The sequence below is a fragment of the Sphingomonas sp. MM-1 genome, from assembly GCF_000347675.2.
GTDB classification, from domain to species: Bacteria; Pseudomonadota; Alphaproteobacteria; order Sphingomonadales; family Sphingomonadaceae; genus Sphingomonas_E; species Sphingomonas_E fennica.
The window spans coordinates 3,553,478-3,568,619 of the sequence record NC_020561.1; the positions used below are offsets into that span (position 1 = coordinate 3,553,478).

The window sequence follows — 15,142 nt, forward strand, 5'->3', positions numbered from 1 at the left end:
GGCGGCGCCGCCGCGCTTCTCGCATCATCGCTTCACGGTGCGCCCCTGGCCGCCCGTTCCCGCGCTTCCGGGAGGAAAACCATGTCCGACCTTATCGTCACCAATGCGAAGATCACCACCCTGGATCGCGCCAACCCGCAGGCGGATACCGTGCTGATCCGGGACGGGCGCTTCGCCGCCGTGGGCAGTGCCGCGGATGTGCGCGCGGCGGCGGCACCGGACGCGGCGGTGATCGATGCCGGCGGGCGCCGGGCGATACCCGGCCTGATCGACAGCCACATGCACATCATCCGTGGCGGGCTGAATTACAATTTGGAGCTGCGCTGGGACGGCGTGCCGAGCCTGGCCGAGGCGATGCGGATGCTGAAGCGGCAGGTGGACAATACGCCCGCTCCCCAATGGGTGCGCGTGGTCGGCGGCTTCACCGAGCATCAGTTCGCCGAAAAGCGGCTGCCGACGATCGAGGAGCTGAACGCCATCGCCCCCGATACGCCGGTGTTCATCCTCCACCTTTACGATCGCGCGCTGCTCAACGCGGCGGCGCTCAGGGTGGTGGGCTATACCAGGGATACGCCCAACCCGCCGGGGGGCGAGATCGTGCGCGACGCCGCCGGCAACCCGACGGGGCTGCTGCTAGCCCAGCCCAATGCGACGATCCTCTACGCGACGCTTGCCAAGGGGCCTAAGCTGCCGCCCGAATATCAGGTCAACTCCACCCGCCATTTCATGCGCGAGATGAACCGGCTGGGGGTGACCGGCGTGATCGACGCGGGCGGCGGATACCAGAATTACCCGGAAGATTATGCGATCATCGAGAAGCTGCATGCGGACGGCGAGCTGACGCTGCGCATCAGCTACAACCTCTTCACCCAGAAGCCGAAGGAGGAACTGGCCGATTTCGCGGGCTGGGCGAAAACGGTGAAGCCGGGGCAGGGGGACGACAGCTATCGCCATAACGGCGCCGGCGAGATGCTGGTCTATTCGGCCGCGGATTTCGAGGATTTCCGCGTCGCCCGGCCGGATATGCCGCCCAATATGGAAGGCGACCTGGAGCCCGTCATCCGCCTGCTGGTCGAAAATCGCTGGCCGTGGCGGCTCCACGCCACTTACGATGAAACGATCAGCCGCGCGCTCGATGTGTTCGAGAAGGTCCATCGCGACATTCCGTTCGATGGCCTCCACTGGTTCTTCGACCATGCCGAGACGATCAGCGACCGTAATATCGATCGCATCGCGGCGCTTGGCGGCGGCATCGCCGTGCAGCACCGCATGGCCTATCAGGGCGAATATTTCGTCGAGCGCTACGGCGCCAGGGCGGCGGAGCGGACGCCGCCGATCAGGCGGATGATGGCGGCGGGCCTGCCGGTGGGCGGCGGCACCGATGCGACGCGGGTGGCGAGCTACAATCCGTGGGTCTCGCTTTCCTGGCTGGTGACGTCGAAGACGGTGGGCGGGCTCCGGCTCTATCCGCCCGCCAACCGGCTGGACCGCGAAACCGCGCTCCGGCTGTGGACGGAAGCGAATAGCTGGTTCTCCAACGAGCAGGGCAAAAAGGGGCAGGTGAAGGCCGGTCAGCTCGCCGATCTCGTGCTGCTGAGCGATGATTATTTCAGCGTGCCGGAGGACGGGATCGCCCATATCGAATCCGTCCTGACATTGCTGGGGGGCGAGGTGGTGCACGGCGCCGGCGAATATCGCGATCTCGCGCCACCCCTGCCGAAGCCGATGCCGGACTGGTCGCCGGTCGCCACCTTCGGCGGCTATTATCGCCGTCCCGAACAGGCGGCGAAGCTGGCGTCGGCCTGCGGTTGCGCCAGCACCTGCAATGTCCATGGCCACGATCATGCCGCTGCCCTCGCCGCCGATATCCCCACAGCGGATGTCCAGACCTTCTGGGGCACGCTCGGCTGCGGTTGCTGGGCGGTCTGATGGCGGCGCCAGCTCCCATCGCCGGGCTGCTCGCCAGCCGCTGGTTCACCACGCTCGCCTGCACGCTGCTCACCTTGCCTTACTGGATGAGCGGCATCGCCAAGCTGTTCGATCTGCCAGGCGCGCTGGGCGAAGCGCGCCATTTCGGGCTGGAGCCGGCCGGGCTGGTCGTCGCGGCCACCATCCTCGTCCAGGTCGGCGCGTCCCTGCTGCTGGTCGCCGGGCGCTGGGTGTGGCTCGCGGCCGGCGCGCTCGGCGTGTTCACGGTCATCGCCACCCTGATCGGCCATCCCTTCTGGACGGTCGCCGATCCCGTCGCCCGCTTCCACGATCGCAACAGCTTTTTAGAACATATCGGCCTGGTCGGCGGGTTCATGCTGGCCGCGATCCTCGCCGAACGCGGGCGCGCGGCGCGATGAGCGGGCAGGCCAGGGAGGAAGGCGGCCGCCCGCTCGGCTATCCCATGTTCCGGGCGCTGTGGATCGCCACGGTCGTTTCCAATGTCGGCACGTGGATGCACGATGTCGGCGCCGGCTGGCTGATGACGTCGCTGTCGGCGGAGCCGTTGATGGTCGCCCTCGTCCAGGCCGCGACGACGCTGCCGATGTTCCTCTTCGCGCTGCCGGGCGGGGCGCTCGCCGATATCGTCGATCGCCGCCGCCTGCTGATCGGCGCCCAGCTATGGATGCTGATCGCGGCCGGGCTGCTCGCGGTGATCACCTTCGCGGGGCTCACCACGCCCGCCCTGCTGCTCGCCTTCACCTTCGCGCTCGCGACCGGGGCGGCGCTCAGCGCGCCTGCTTTCCAGGCGATCGTGCCCGAACTGGTGCCGCGCCCCGCGCTTGCCGATGCCGTCGCGCTCAACAGCCTGGGGGTGAACATCGCCCGCGCCATCGGCCCGGCGCTGGGCGGGGTCATCATCGCCATGGCCGGGCCGCCGGCGGTGTTCGCGCTCAATGCCGTGTCGGTGCTGGGCGTGCTGGGGGTGCTGTTCGCATGGAAACGGGAAGCCCAGGCCGCGACGCTGCCGGCCGAACGTTTCTTCGGCGCGCTCCGGGCGGGCGGGCGCTATGCCCGCCAGTCGCCGGAGTTGCAGACGGTGCTGGTCCGCTGCCTGGGTTTCTTTCCCTTCGCCAGCGCGCTCTGGGCCTTCCTGCCGATCATCGCCCGGCGCGAGCTGGGGCTTGGCCCGACCGGCTATGGCGGCCTGCTGGGCTTCATGGGCGCGGGCGCGATCGCGGGCGCGCTGCTGCTGCCGCGCCTGCGCCGGCTGATCCCATCCAACCAGCTGACGGTGCTGGCGGCGATCCTGTTCGCCGTCGCCATGCTCGGGCTGGCGAAGACGGGCAGCTTCGTGGTCGGTTGCCTGGTGATGGCAATCGCCGGTCTCGCCTGGATCGCCATGCTCTCCGCGCTCAATGTCGCGGCGCAGATGGCGGTGCCGGCCTGGGTGAAGGCCCGTGCGCTCGCCGTCTATCTCGTCGTCTTCCAGGGGGCGATGGCGGCAGGCAGCACCTTCTGGGGCTGGCTGGCGGGGCGCATCGGCATTCCGCTCGCGCTGGTCATCGCCGCTGCCGGGCTGGTGGTGGCGCTGCTGCTGGCGCTGCGCTGGCGGATCGGAGGCGAGAGCCGCGATCTCGCGCCCTCCTCGCACTGGCCGGCGCCAATCGTCGCCGAGGACCCCGCGCCCGATCGCGGGCCGGTGATGGTGACGGTGGAATATCGGATCGATCCGGCGCGCAAGGCTGAATTCGTGCGGGCCATGCAGGAGATGCGCCGCATTCGCCGGCGGGACGGGGCGCTCAACTGGTGCCTGAACGAGGATGCGGCCCAGTCCGGCACCATGCTCGAAAGCTTCGTCCTCGAAAGCTGGCTGGAACATCTCCGCCAGCATGAACGGGTGACGCAGGCGGACCGGCTCGATCAGGCGGCCGTCAACCAGTTCCACATCGGCGCAGACCCGCCGCTCGTCCGCCACCTGCTGGCGCCATGAGGCGGAAAGGCGCCGCCCACGGGTGAAAGGCCATGGCGCGGCGACAGGGCCTGAAAGAAGCCTGCTTTCCGTAAAGGGCGTGGGCGGGGCCGTCCATCAGACGCCCCGCCCGCCGCCGCAGCCTTCCCCGAGGGAAGGGCTGACGACGCTTACTTCCGCGCGGTCAGCAGCAGGTCCAGCGTGCCGGTGCCGCTGCCCGTCTTTTCCAGCTTCGGATAGCGCAGGCCGCCATTCCATTCGATGGCGATGTCGCGGAAACGGTCGCCGGACTGGACGAGCAGGCGGATCGGTTCCTTGCCGCCCTTGGCCGCGCGGATCGCTTCTTTCAGGCGGTCGTCGGAATAGGCCATGCCGTCCACCGCCAGGATCTTGCTGCCGATGGCGAGGCCGGCGTTGAAGGCGGGGCCGTCCCAGATCACCTGGGTGATCTCGCCGCCCTTGCTGGTCAGCCCGATCGAATAGCTGAGGTCGATCGCCTTCGACGTGCGTTCCTGGTCCTTGATGAAGGGCGTCGGCTCGTCGACATAGGTGAGGCGATAGCCGCCGTTGACAAAGCCGTTGAGCGGCGCGCCCTTGGCCTTCTCGCCCAGCCGGGTCGTCAGGAAGGCATCCCAGTCATAGGGCACGATCGAATTCAGCGTCGCCACCACGTCCTTGAACTCGAACGTGTCGATGCCCCAGTCGCCATCCTTCTGGCCGAAGAAGGCGCGGGCGAAATCGTCCATCGACTTGCGGCCGCCCGATTGCGCGCGCAGCAGGCTGTCCACCTCCAGCCACACCAGCATGCCTTCGTTGTAATAATCCTCGGATCGCTGGAAGCTCACCCAGCCCTTGGGCGAACGCGCGGTGATGACCGGATCGTTGGTGGTGTCCTGCAGCGCCCGCCAGTCGCGGCCGCGGCGGATATCCAGGTTGGCGGCGATGGCGGCCAGCGCGTCCAGCGTCTCCTGCTTGGTGAACAGGCCCGAACGCGCGCCCAGCACATAGCCCCAGAACTGCGTCTGCCCTTCATAGACCCACAGCAGGTCGTCGTTCATCGGCGTGTTGAAATCGGGCGTCCAGTTGCCGGCAGGCCGGCGGAACTTGCCGTTCCAGCTATGGGTGAATTCATGGGGCAGCAGGTTGCGGCGGCCGGGGCCCTTGTTCCATTCCGTGAAATATTCCGGGTTCACGCCGTTTTCGGAGCTGCGATGATGCTCCAGGCCGATGCCGCCCATCTTGTCGGTCAGCGCCAGCAGGAATTCGTAATTGTCATAATGCTGGGCGCCGAACAACTTTACCGCCTGATCCACCAGCTTACGGTGCGCCTCGATCTGCTCGGGCTTGGCTTCCAGGAATTTGGCCTCGTCCGCGACGATGTTCAGCCGCACGCGCGGCGAAAGCCGTTCCTGGCGGAAATATTTGCCGGCGAAGACCGGGGAGTCGACCAGCGTTTCATAATCCGTCGTCTCGTAGCGATAGGTCGATCCCGTCGCGGTGGAAGGCAGGCCGGATGCGGCCTTCCAGCCATCGGGATAGGTCACGGTCGCCGAAATCGGGATGCGGCGGGTGAAATAGCCGGCGGGGTAGAGCGAAACCTGTTCCCACTGGATGTTCATCATCGCCGGGGTGATGGTGATGCGGCCCTGGGGCTTGTCCGTGGCGCCCAGGAACTCGAAGCTCACGTCCAGCTGGCTCGTGCCCTGGGGCACGTCGATGTGGAAGGCGTAGACGTCCAGATTGTCGCGCCGCCAGGGCAGCACCTTGCCGCCGGCCATGATCTTCAGGCCGGCCAGCTTCTCGATCTCGCCGCGCGGGCCGTGCTTGCCGGGCAGCCATTTCGGGAAAAGCAGCGTCATCGGCCCGGCTTCCGCCACGGGGATCGCCTGCTTCACGCGCAATATGGCGCGATCGATATCGGTCGCGTCCACGTTCAGCACCATCGTGCCCGGATAGGCCACGTCCTTGGGCGCGGGGATGGTGTCGGTCAGGTAAGCCGGCTCGGGCGCGCTCCGCTCGATCGCGGCGGCGGGGGCAACAAGGGCGGTGGTCGCCGCCAGCACCAGCGGCAGCATCTTCAGCTTGGAATACATGTCTTGGCTAAGTCCCGATATTATCGATGGATCAGCGATCGGCCACGGGCGTCGCGGCCGCCGGCGTCACCTTGGGGGCAGGGGCGAAAGGCTTGATGCCGAACTTGGGATAGACCTCGCTCGGATAGTAGAACACGCCATCCTTCACCACCATGCCGATGGTCTTGATCGCCTTCAGGTCTTTGATCGGATCGCCGGGGATCAGGAAGAAATCGGCCAGCTTGCCCTTTTCGATCGATCCCAGCCGCTGGTCCTGCCCAAGATAGTGGGCCATGTCCCAGGTGGCGCGCCTGACGATCTGGGCCGGCGTCATGCCCGCGCGCTGGAACAGCTCCAACTCGCGATGATAGGTGAAGGCGCCGCCCGTGTCGGTGCCGGGGATCAGCATCACGCCGCGATCGTTCAATATCCTCACGGTGGCGATGATCTTCTCGAACGCCGCGCGATAGGCCTTGTCGTCGCCCGGCGCGGAGGTATCGACCCACGCCTTGCGCGCGCTGCGCTGGTAGCCGATCGGCATGTGATCGATATAGTCGACGGCGCCCGGCGGCACCTGGCCGTCGCGGTTGAGCGTCAATTGCTCGTGGATGCCCAGCGTCACGTCGATCGGCAGCTTCTTGCTGGTGATCAGGCCGATGGTGTGCTGCACCGGCGCGCTGTTGAGATCGAGCGTCTCCAGCCGCTTCAGCGCCGTCAGCCGCAGCAGCGATCGCGTATCCTCGCCCGGCTTCAGCACCCAGCCCAGCATGAACTGGTTGATGTGGGTCATCTCGTCATAGCCGGCTTCCATCATCGCATCGGCGGTGGAGAAAGCTGGGACATGCCCGGCGACGCGCAGGCCCAGACGATGCGCCTCGGCCACGACGGCGGGCACCCAATCCGGGTTCATGCTGTTATAGACCTTGATCTGCCAGTAACCGCGCGCGGCATACCAGCGCACCGCATCCACGGCCTGCGCCTCATTCTCCACGACGATGCCGTTATTGGCGCTGAACTTGGTGCGCCCTTCCAGGAAGCCGCTGCGCACTACGCGCGGGCCGGCGATCACGCCGCCTTCGATCCGGTCGATCAGCTTGTCCAGCACGGCATTGTCGTTGCCCATGTCGCGGACGGAGGTGATGCCGGCGATCAGGTTCAGCAGCGCATCGTCCTGGCCGATATGGGCATGCATTTCGTACATGCCGGCCACCAGCGTGCCGCCGGCGCCATCGATCGTCACCTCGCCGGGAGTGGCGGGGCTATCGGCCGGCTCGACGGCGGCGATCTCGCGCCCGTTCACCACCACGGCCACCGGCGCGGTCAGGGTCAGCGTCTTGGGATCGTAGAGGCGGACATTGGTGATGCGCACCGGCGCGCCATAATGGTGCGCCACCTCCTTCTGCATCGCGACATAGCGATCTGTGGACCATTTGGCGGCCAGCCCGCGCAGGCGCTTCTCCTCGCCTTCATATCCTTCGCGGATGATGATGAATTCGGGCGTGACATAGCCGAACATGCCGCCGTCGCCGTCGATCAGCACGGTATCGGGGTTGAGGTCGATCCCGCCCACCTCATAAGCGGTGACGGCGACGGTGCCCGCCGTGCCGGCGATCTGCAGCGCCTCGCCCTTCTCCAGCCGCAGCGTGCCGCCCGGCAGCGCCGGCATGGCATGATCCGCATCCTTCAGCAGCGCGCGGGCATAGAGGCCGAGCGCCCAGGGGCTCGCGCCCTGCGCCACATAGATGCCGGGCTCCTTCAGCGTCGCCTTGCCGGTGCCGGTGGAATCGGTCCAGGTCGCGCGGTTGCCGTTCAGTGCGAAGCTCTCGCTCACCTTGCTGCCGAAGGTGGTGGTGCCGTTCACCGTCCAGGCGACGGGAAGGCCGGCGGCGTTGGTGCGCACGGTTTCGGCCATGGTCGGCCCGCGGCCATTATTCTTATAATCGAAATCGATCTTCGTGGTGTCGCCATCGGTATCGGCATTGAGGTGGCCGACATTGCGGCCGCCGAAGATCACGGTGAACCGCTCCGTCGCGGCCGACGCCGCCGATGGAGCCAGGATGGAGGGGGCGAAAGCGGCGGAAAGGCACAGGGCCATGCGGATGGATCGTTTCATGGGCCGTTGATAGACCATGAAGAGCGCCGGAAATAAAGGGCTGGGGGCCTTTAAAAGTCCGCGCGTTACCGATACTTCTCACGCGCCCGCATAGAGCAGCCGCCCCCGGCCGAGCGCCGCCAGCACCGCATCGATATCGGCGGGCGATACCACGAAACAGCCGTTGCTGCGGCCCAGCTTGCCCTGCCGCGCCAGCACATCGGGGCCGACATAGGGGGCGGAATGGAGCACGATCGCCCGATCCATCGCATTGTCGTTGGTGGGATCGAGCCCGATCAGCCGGCGCGACAGGCCGTGATCGCCCTGATAGGCCTCCCCGATCAGATAGGCCCCGCGCGAACTGGCCTCCGAGCCCTCCATGTTGGAAAACATCCTGAGCCGCCCTTCGAAGGCCGGATCGGAACCCTTGCCATGCGCCACCAGGAAGGATCGGCTGGTGCCGGCGAGCAGGTTGACGATGTGGAAGCGCGGCACGTTCGACGGCTGGCCGTAATCGACCACGCCGATCACGTCGCGAGACCATATCCGCCGTTCGTGCCGGGCCAGCGCCGCCATCACCTCGGCGCGCAGCTCCAGCCGGATGTTCCTGCCGATGCTCCACAGGCCCGGCACGTTCTGGGCGAGCGCGCGGGAAGGCGCAGCCGCCAGCGCCGCGAGGCCGCAGGCGGCGCCCAGCACTTCGCGGCGCGAAAGCGGCAAGGCGGCATCCATGGCGCCATCCTAGCGCGAATTCGCCCGTCCCGGAATTCCGGCCGTTGCGCGACCCGCCCCGCGATGGCAGGTCGGTCGCCATGGCCTTCCTGATCTATATCGGCGCCGCGCTGGCGGAAATCGGTGGCTGCTTCGCCTTCTGGGCCTGGCTGCGTATGGATCGCCCCGCCTGGTGGCTCGTCCCCGGCATCGCCTCGCTCTGCCTGTTCGCCTGGCTGCTTACGCTGGTGGAGGCCGATCATGCCGGCCGCGCCTATGCGGCCTATGGCGGCATCTACATCGTCTCGGCGATCGGCTGGATGTGGCTGGTGGAAGGCGCGCGGCCGGATCGGTGGGATCTGCTCGGCGGGCTGGTCTGCCTCGCCGGCGCGGCGGTGATTCTGGGTGGCCCGCGCGCCTGATCCGGCCCTTGGGAAACCGGCTAAGCAGTAGCGTCCGGGCCGGATATTTGCCATGCTCGGGGCCGGGCAGGCAACGGAACGGACGGTAATGATCCAGATCGATCGGCGCGGCGCATTCTCATGGTTGGCGGGCGGGACGGTGATGCTCGGCACGCTGCCGGGCGTCGCGCGTGCCATGCAGGCTGCCCTGTCGGGTAGCAGCGTGGAGGAGGCCGTCGCCAAGCTGCGCCCCGGCCAGTTCATCTGGGCGCCCGATGTCGCGCCCGACGGCCCGGTGATGATCATCGTCAGCCTCGAAAAACAGCGCGCCTACGTCTATCGCAACGGCGTGCTGATCGGCGTTTCCACCGTATCGACCGGTAAGAAGGGGCATGAAACGCCCACCGGCGTGTTCACCGTCCTTCAGAAGGCGAAGGACCATAAGTCCAACCTCTACAACAATGCGCCGATGCCCTTCATGCAGCGGCTGACCTGGGACGGCATCGCCATGCACGCCGGCAGCCTGCCGGGCTATCCCGCCTCGCACGGCTGCATCCGCCTGCCCATGGCCTTCGCCCGCCAGCTCTACGGCGTCACCTCGCTCGGCCTCACCGTCGTCATCACCCGGAACGGGGAGGTGCCGCGCGTGGCCCCCACGCCCGATGCCCTGCGCGCCGATGGCGGGACGGTGGCGACGGATGGCGACAGCGGCAAATGGGAGCCCAATCTCGCCCCCACCGGCCCGATCTCGATCGTCATCAGCGCCAAGGACCTCAAGCTCATCGTGCTGCGCGACGGCGTGGAGATCGGCCGCACCCCGATCACCATCGACGGGCCTGTCGCCGAGACGACGGCCTATACGCTCCGCGCGATCGAGGGCGATCAGTATCACTGGCTGCAATTGCCGCTGCCGGGGCAGACGGTGTCGCCCAATCAGGAGCTGCTGCCCGAGGAGCGCAAGCGCCTGCACGTTCCCGAAGGCTTCCGCGCCCGCCTCGCCGCCATCCTCGCGCCCGGCACTACCGTCGTCCTCACGCCGGACAGCCTGAAATCGAGCGGATCGGGCAAGAAGCTCACCGTCATCAAGGGCGAGGACATCAAGGACCCGGGCGACCGTTATTGAAGCGTCGGTCCCCCGGGAAGCGGCGGGGCGGCCTGCATGTCCATTCAAATCATTGGGGGAATTTCATGAACAGGATCCTGTCGACATGCGCCTTCGCGCTGGCCGGGCTGGCGCTGGCGCCTGCGGCCCAGGCGTCGGTCTATTCCGACGATCTCGACCGTTGCGTGGTCAGGCAGACCTCCACGGAGGACAAGGCGGCGATGATCCGCTGGATATTCTCGGCGCTGTCGGGGAATCCCTCGCTGAAATCGATGGTGAACGTCACCGATCGGGAACTGGCCGAAAGCGATGTGAAGATGGCCGCGACGGTGGAGCGTCTGCTGCTCGCCGATTGCCGGAAGGAAGCGGTGCAGGCGGTGAAATATGATGGCCCTCACGCCATCGAGACCAGCTTCGGGCTGCTGGGCCAGATCGCCATGCGGGAATTGATGGCGGAGGAAAATACGGCCCGGCAAGTAGGCAAGTTCGCCGAGCATCTCGACGAGGATAAATGGGCCGCCTTCAATGCGGAGGCCGGCATTCCAAAGGCTTCCGCCGCCGCGCCGGCAAAATCCAGATAAAGACGGGCGACGAAGCGAGGGGGCCGGAACGGCCGGCCCTCAATTCTCCGCGCTGCCGGCGATATCGAAGAGGGACCGATATTGCCGGGGCTGGGATCGCAGATACTGGTGGGGAGCATGCACCCGCGCGCCCAGTTGGGCGGCCGCATGCCACGGCCAGCGGGGATCGTAGAGGATCGTCCGCGCAAGCGCGATGAGATCGGCGTCGCCCGTGCCGACGATCGCCTCGGCCTGCTCGGGATCGGTGATCAGCCCCACCGCCACGACCGGCATGGAAACCGCCTGCTTGACCGCACGGGCCAGCGGCACCTGATAGCTCGGCCCCACCGGGATCTGCTGGCGCGGGTCCAGCCCGCCGCTCGATACGTGGATGGCGGCGCAGCCGCGCGCTTCCAGCGCCTGGGCGAAGGCGATGGTCTGCTCCGCATCCCAGCCGCCAGCCACCCAATCGGTGCCCGATACCCGCATCGTCACCGGCCGGTCGGCGGGGAAGGCCTGCCGCACGGCATCGAACACCTCAAGCGGGAAGCGCATCCGGTTTTCCAGGCTGCCGCCATATTCGTCCTCCCGCCGGTTGGACAGCGGCGAGAGGAACTGGTGGAGCAGATAGCCGTGCGCGCCATGGATCTGGATCGCATCGATGCCGATGCGGGTCGCCCGGCGCGCGGCATCGGCGAAGGCGTCGCGCACCCGTGCCAGACCAGCTTTGTCCAGCGCCAGCGGGGCATTTTCGTCGTCGGCGAAGGGATAAGGCGACGGCGCCACCGTCTGCCAGCCATTGGCGTTGCCGGGCGCGATCTGCCCACCGCCTAGCCAGGGCAGGTCGGTCGATGCCTTGCGCCCGGCATGGGCGAGCTGGATGGCGATCGGCATGTCGGAATGGCGGCGGACGCTCGCCAGCGTCTCCGCCATCGCCTGCTCGGTCGCGTCGTCCCACAGCCCGACGTCGGCATAGCTGATCCGGCCTTCGGGCAGCACCGCCGTCGCCTCGATCGTCAGCAGCGCCGCGCCCGAAAGGGCGAGATGGCCGAGGTGGATCAGGTGCCAGTCCGTCATGCGGCCGTCGACCGCCGAATATTGGCACATCGGTGCGATGACGATGCGGTTGGCCAGTTTCAGCCCGCCAATGTCGATCGGCTCGAAAAGTCTGGGCGCGTTCATGTGTTGCTTCCCTGCCGCGATTCCACGGAAATGGTAGCAGCCTCGCGGGAATGTCGCGAATGCTGGATTTCCGGTCCTCCTCCCGCACCCGGCGCGGGGTCGTGGCCGCCATCATCATCCGCCCGAGCCTGTTCGCCTGGCCCGCCGGCCGGGCGGAAGCCGCGCCGCATCCAGCCGCGGCGGCCCCGTGTCACGGCGCTGGCCGCTCTATGCGCACGATCTTCAGCCGCCGTTCGCGGCCGTCGCGGTCCGGCCACAGGATGGAGCTGCCGGCCCGCATGCCGATCAGCCCGGCGCCGACATGGGTGAGGATCGATATCTTGCCGGCCTCGATATCGGCTTCCTGCGGATAGACCAACTCCACCGTCCGGCTCGCGCCGCTGCCCTCGTCGATGAAGCTGATGCGCGAATGCATGGCCGCGGTGTCGGGCGGCAAGCTGGCCGCGTCGCATATCTCGGCGCGGTCCAGCTCCGCCATCAGCAGGCGGGCCAGCTCCGGCTGGCTATGCTCGGCGCGCATCGCGATGCCGGCGATGGCGTCATATTCGCTGTCGATGATGTGCAGGGGCGGCCGGGTGGACGGCGGTATATCGGTCTTGGTCACGGGCGGAGCCTTTTCGGGAATGGGAACGGGACGGCCACGCCCACGGACGGGCGGCCGCTTTTCGGTTTCGAAAATGAAAGTCCCGGGCCTGGGCCGGACGCGCGCCTGCTGTCAGACCCGGGCTAGATGCGCGCCGGAAGCTGCCCCGAATGATGGCGATGTCGCCGTTGCCGCGCCGTTATCATGCCCGCATTGATGCGGGAGGGTGGGGGGCAAGTCAATGATGGGAGAAGGGGTGCCGCCAGCGGGGGATCATCCTTCCAGGTCCAGCGCCGCGCGCACCCGTTCCGATGCCGGTGCCGCCAGCACGTCCGCCGGCCGGCCCTGTTGGAGCATTGCGCCCTGGTCGATCACCACCAGCCGGTCGGCCAGCGCCGTCGCTTCGTCGAGGTCGTGGGTGACGAGGATGATCGGAGCCCGCACCCGGCCGCGCAGCTCGGCCAGTTCCTCGCGCAGGCGCCGGCGGGTGCGGCGGTCGACGGCGGAGAAGGGTTCGTCCAGGAGCAGCGCCTCGGGCTCGCGGGCGAGCGCGCGGGCGAGCGCCACGCGCTGCTGCTGGCCGCCGGAAAGCTCGGCCGGCCGCCGCTGCTCCAGCCCGTCGAGATGGACGAGCGCCAGCAGCTCGGCCGCCCGCCGCAATCTTTCCCCGCGCGGCCGACCTTCGATGGCGGCGGCCACGTTGCCGATCGCGGTCAGGTGCGGGAACAAGGCATAGGATTGGAACACCAGCCCCACCCGGCGGCAATGCGGCGGCAGGCGGATGCCGGCGGCGCTGTCCAGCCAGGTTTCGCCCCGGCAGGCGATGCGGCCGGCGGCGGCGCGGTCCAGCCCGGCGATCGCGCGCAGGATCGTCGTCTTGCCGGCGCCCGAGGGGCCGATCAGCGCCACCAGCTCGCCGGGCGCGCAGGTGAAATCCACCGCGATCGGCACCGGCCGCGCCATGGCCAGAGATACGCCGAGCCCCTCAGCCACGGCGCCGCCCGATCCGGCCGGAGAGGCCATGGACGATCAGGATGGCGATGATGGAGATCAGGAGGAGCAGGAGGGACATGGCGCCCGCCGCCTGATTGTCGAACGCCTGAACCCGATCGTAGATGGCCAGCGCCGCCGTGCGCGTTTCGCCGGGGATCGAACCGCCCACCATCAGCACCACGCCGAATTCGCCCAGCGTATGGGCGAAGGTGAGCACGAAGGCGGAAAGCACGCCCGGCCATGCCAGCGGCAGCTCGATCCGCCAGAAGGTCGCCCAGGGGGTGAGCCCGCTTACCCAGGCCGCCTCGCGGATGTCGGCGGGAAGCGCCTCGAAGGCGCGCTGCATCGGCTGGACGGCGAAGGGGATGTTGATCAGCACCGATGCCGCCAGCAGGCCGTGGAAGCTGAAGGCCAGGCCGTGGCCGAACAGGTCGGTCCACAGCTTCCCCAGCGGCGAGGCGCCGCCGAAGGCCACCAGCAGATAATAGCCCAGCACCGTGGGCGGCAGCACCAGCGGCAGGGCGACGGCGGCCTCGAACAGCGGGCGGGAGCGGCGGGCATGGAAGGCCAGCGCCCGCGACGCGACGAGGCCGATCGGCAGAAGCAGCGCCGCCGTCCACCCGGCCAGCTTCAGCGACAGGGCGAAGGCGGTCCAGTCCACTCAGCGCGGCTTGCTTTGGCCCGTCCGGGGCAGGGTGAAGCCGTAATGATCGAGCAGCTTGTGCGCCTCCGGGCTCTGCATGAAGGCGTAGAAGGCGCGCGCCGTCTCGCCCGCGCCCTTCATCAGCACGGCGCGCTGCCGCAGCGGCTTGTGCCATTCGGCCGGGATCAGGGCGAAGCGGCCGGCCGCCTGCACCTGCGGCGTCATCGCCAGCGAAAGCGGGATGATGCCGCCGTCGGCCGATCCGCTGGTGGCGAACTGGGTCGCCTGCGCCACATTCTCGCCCAGCACCAGCCGGGGCTGGATCGCATCCCACAGCTTCGCCGTGGTCAGCGCCTCGCGCGCGGCGCGGCCATAGGGGGCATGTTCGGGATTGGCGATGGCGAACTTCCTCAGCCGCCCGTCGCGGATCGCGGCGGCGAGATCGGCGAGCCTGCCGTCGGCCTTCACCGGCGATCCCCTGGGCGTGAACAGGCCGATCCGGCCGGTGGCGTAGAGCGTGCCGCCATCCACCGTCCGCCCCGCCTCCGCCAGCCGCGCGACATAGCTTTCGTCGGCGGAAAGGAAGAGCTGGAAGGGCGCGCCGTTCAATATCTGCTGGGTCAGATTGCCCGATGCGCCGAAGGTCAGCTTCACCGTCCGGCCCGTCTTCCTGCGGAACAGATCGGCGATCTGGGGCAGGGCGGCATTGAGGTCCGCCGCCGCCGCGATCGCGGGCTCGTCGGCCGGCGCGGCGATCGCCGCCGGGGCCAGGGACCCCGCAAGGGCGAATGCCCCGGCCAGCGCCAATATCGCCCGGCGCCCAAAGGATTGCATGGCCGGCCTCCCCAATCTGAACATGCCCCGCATCATAAGGACCATTATATACAGCCAGCTATAGCGCG

At 68.0% G+C, this 15,142-nt stretch carries 14 protein-coding genes; 6 read left to right on the forward strand and 8 right to left on the reverse strand.

Translation table 11 applies throughout. The annotated features are described in order from the left end of the window. Window positions 1-81 precede the first annotated feature (81 nt). The 3 genes from G432_RS16875 to G432_RS16885 are packed head-to-tail and all read left to right on the forward strand — an operon-like array spanning window position 82 to window position 3,922. Window positions 82-1,929, forward strand: a complete 1,848-nt coding sequence (locus G432_RS16875) for an amidohydrolase (protein ID WP_015460032.1) — start codon at window positions 82-84, stop codon at window positions 1,927-1,929. Beyond that, window positions 1,929-2,348: a DoxX family protein gene (locus tag G432_RS16880; protein WP_015460033.1), complete on the forward strand. Its 420-nt coding sequence runs from the start codon at window positions 1,929-1,931 to the stop codon at window positions 2,346-2,348. The genes G432_RS16875 and G432_RS16880 overlap by 1 nt, the downstream gene beginning before the upstream one ends. Then, window positions 2,345-3,922 carry an MFS transporter gene (locus G432_RS16885; RefSeq protein ID WP_015460034.1) on the forward strand — a complete coding sequence of 526 codons (1,578 nt, stop codon included), beginning with the start codon at window positions 2,345-2,347 and terminating at the stop codon, window positions 3,920-3,922. The genes G432_RS16880 and G432_RS16885 overlap by 4 nt, the downstream gene beginning before the upstream one ends. Before the next feature lie 149 nt (window positions 3,923-4,071). Here G432_RS16885 and G432_RS16890 read toward each other — a convergent pair whose 3' ends face one another. From G432_RS16890 to G432_RS16900, 3 genes are all read right to left on the reverse strand, one after another. After that, complete coding sequence (locus G432_RS16890) at window positions 4,072-5,994, reverse strand: M61 family metallopeptidase (RefSeq protein ID WP_015460035.1); 1,923 nt, start codon at window positions 5,992-5,994, stop codon at window positions 4,072-4,074. A gap of 31 nt (window positions 5,995-6,025) precedes the next feature. Further along, on the reverse strand, window positions 6,026-8,086 hold the full coding sequence (locus tag G432_RS16895) for an amidohydrolase family protein (protein ID WP_041865514.1): 2,061 nt from the start codon (window positions 8,084-8,086) through the stop codon (window positions 6,026-6,028). Window positions 8,087-8,164: 78 nt separating this feature from the next. Continuing rightward, window positions 8,165-8,797 carry a murein L,D-transpeptidase catalytic domain family protein gene (locus G432_RS16900; protein WP_015460037.1) on the reverse strand — a complete coding sequence of 211 codons (633 nt, stop codon included), beginning with the start codon at window positions 8,795-8,797 and terminating at the stop codon, window positions 8,165-8,167. 80 nt (window positions 8,798-8,877) lie between these two features. Here G432_RS16900 and G432_RS16905 point away from each other — a divergent pair, with 80 nt between their 5' ends. The 3 genes from G432_RS16905 (at window position 8,878) to G432_RS16915 (ending at window position 10,860) form a co-directional block, all read left to right on the forward strand. Further along, window positions 8,878-9,198 carry a YnfA family protein gene (locus G432_RS16905; protein ID WP_015460038.1) on the forward strand — a complete coding sequence of 107 codons (321 nt, stop codon included), beginning with the start codon at window positions 8,878-8,880 and terminating at the stop codon, window positions 9,196-9,198. Window positions 9,199-9,286: 88 nt separating this feature from the next. Further along, the gene (locus tag G432_RS16910; protein ID WP_015460039.1) at window positions 9,287-10,300 is read left to right on the forward strand and encodes a L,D-transpeptidase; all 1,014 of its coding nucleotides are present in this window, start codon (window positions 9,287-9,289) and stop codon (window positions 10,298-10,300) included. Between the two features lie 65 nt (window positions 10,301-10,365). Continuing rightward, window positions 10,366-10,860, forward strand: coding sequence for a hypothetical protein (locus G432_RS16915; protein WP_015460040.1), 495 nt, complete (start codon window positions 10,366-10,368; stop codon window positions 10,858-10,860). 39 nt (window positions 10,861-10,899) lie between these two features. Here the strand turns inward: G432_RS16915 and G432_RS16920 are convergent, their stop codons facing one another. From G432_RS16920 to modA, 5 genes are all read right to left on the reverse strand, one after another. After that, complete coding sequence (locus G432_RS16920; RefSeq protein WP_015460041.1) at window positions 10,900-12,021, reverse strand: NADH:flavin oxidoreductase/NADH oxidase; 1,122 nt, start codon at window positions 12,019-12,021, stop codon at window positions 10,900-10,902. Window positions 12,022-12,211: 190 nt separating this feature from the next. Then, window positions 12,212-12,625: a nucleoside diphosphate kinase regulator gene (gene rnk, locus G432_RS16925; RefSeq protein WP_015460042.1), complete on the reverse strand. Its 414-nt coding sequence runs from the start codon at window positions 12,623-12,625 to the stop codon at window positions 12,212-12,214. A gap of 252 nt (window positions 12,626-12,877) precedes the next feature. Further along, the gene (locus G432_RS16930) at window positions 12,878-13,597 is read right to left on the reverse strand and encodes an ABC transporter ATP-binding protein (RefSeq protein WP_187294010.1); all 720 of its coding nucleotides are present in this window, start codon (window positions 13,595-13,597) and stop codon (window positions 12,878-12,880) included. Further along, the gene (gene modB / locus G432_RS16935) at window positions 13,590-14,258 is read right to left on the reverse strand and encodes a molybdate ABC transporter permease subunit (protein ID WP_015460044.1); all 669 of its coding nucleotides are present in this window, start codon (window positions 14,256-14,258) and stop codon (window positions 13,590-13,592) included. The genes G432_RS16930 and modB overlap by 8 nt, the downstream gene beginning before the upstream one ends. Then, entirely contained in the window at window positions 14,259-15,074 is an 816-nt protein-coding gene (gene modA, locus G432_RS16940; protein WP_015460045.1) for a molybdate ABC transporter substrate-binding protein, read from the reverse strand. It abuts the gene before it with no gap. Window positions 15,075-15,142 lie beyond the last annotated feature (68 nt).

Excerpts from the sequence above, each read along its gene's own strand:
- G432_RS16920 (WP_015460041.1), bottom strand. The coding sequence starts at position 12,021 with ATGAACGCGCCCAGACTTTTCGAGCCGATCGACATTGGCGGGCTGAAA.
- G432_RS16905 (WP_015460038.1), top strand. The coding sequence starts at position 8,878 with ATGGCCTTCCTGATCTATATCGGCGCCGCGCTGGCGGAAATCGGTGGC.
- G432_RS16880 (WP_015460033.1), top strand. The coding sequence starts at position 1,929 with ATGGCGGCGCCAGCTCCCATCGCCGGGCTGCTCGCCAGCCGCTGGTTC.
- G432_RS16910 (WP_015460039.1), top strand. The coding sequence starts at position 9,287 with ATGATCCAGATCGATCGGCGCGGCGCATTCTCATGGTTGGCGGGCGGG.
- G432_RS16900 (WP_015460037.1), bottom strand. The coding sequence starts at position 8,797 with ATGGATGCCGCCTTGCCGCTTTCGCGCCGCGAAGTGCTGGGCGCCGCC.
- G432_RS16895 (WP_041865514.1), bottom strand. The coding sequence starts at position 8,086 with ATGAAACGATCCATCCGCATGGCCCTGTGCCTTTCCGCCGCTTTCGCC.
- G432_RS16875 (WP_015460032.1), top strand. The coding sequence starts at position 82 with ATGTCCGACCTTATCGTCACCAATGCGAAGATCACCACCCTGGATCGC.
- modA (WP_015460045.1), bottom strand. The coding sequence starts at position 15,074 with ATGCAATCCTTTGGGCGCCGGGCGATATTGGCGCTGGCCGGGGCATTC.
- G432_RS16915 (WP_015460040.1), top strand. The coding sequence starts at position 10,366 with ATGAACAGGATCCTGTCGACATGCGCCTTCGCGCTGGCCGGGCTGGCG.
- G432_RS16885 (WP_015460034.1), top strand. The coding sequence starts at position 2,345 with ATGAGCGGGCAGGCCAGGGAGGAAGGCGGCCGCCCGCTCGGCTATCCC.
- G432_RS16890 (WP_015460035.1), bottom strand. The coding sequence starts at position 5,994 with ATGTATTCCAAGCTGAAGATGCTGCCGCTGGTGCTGGCGGCGACCACC.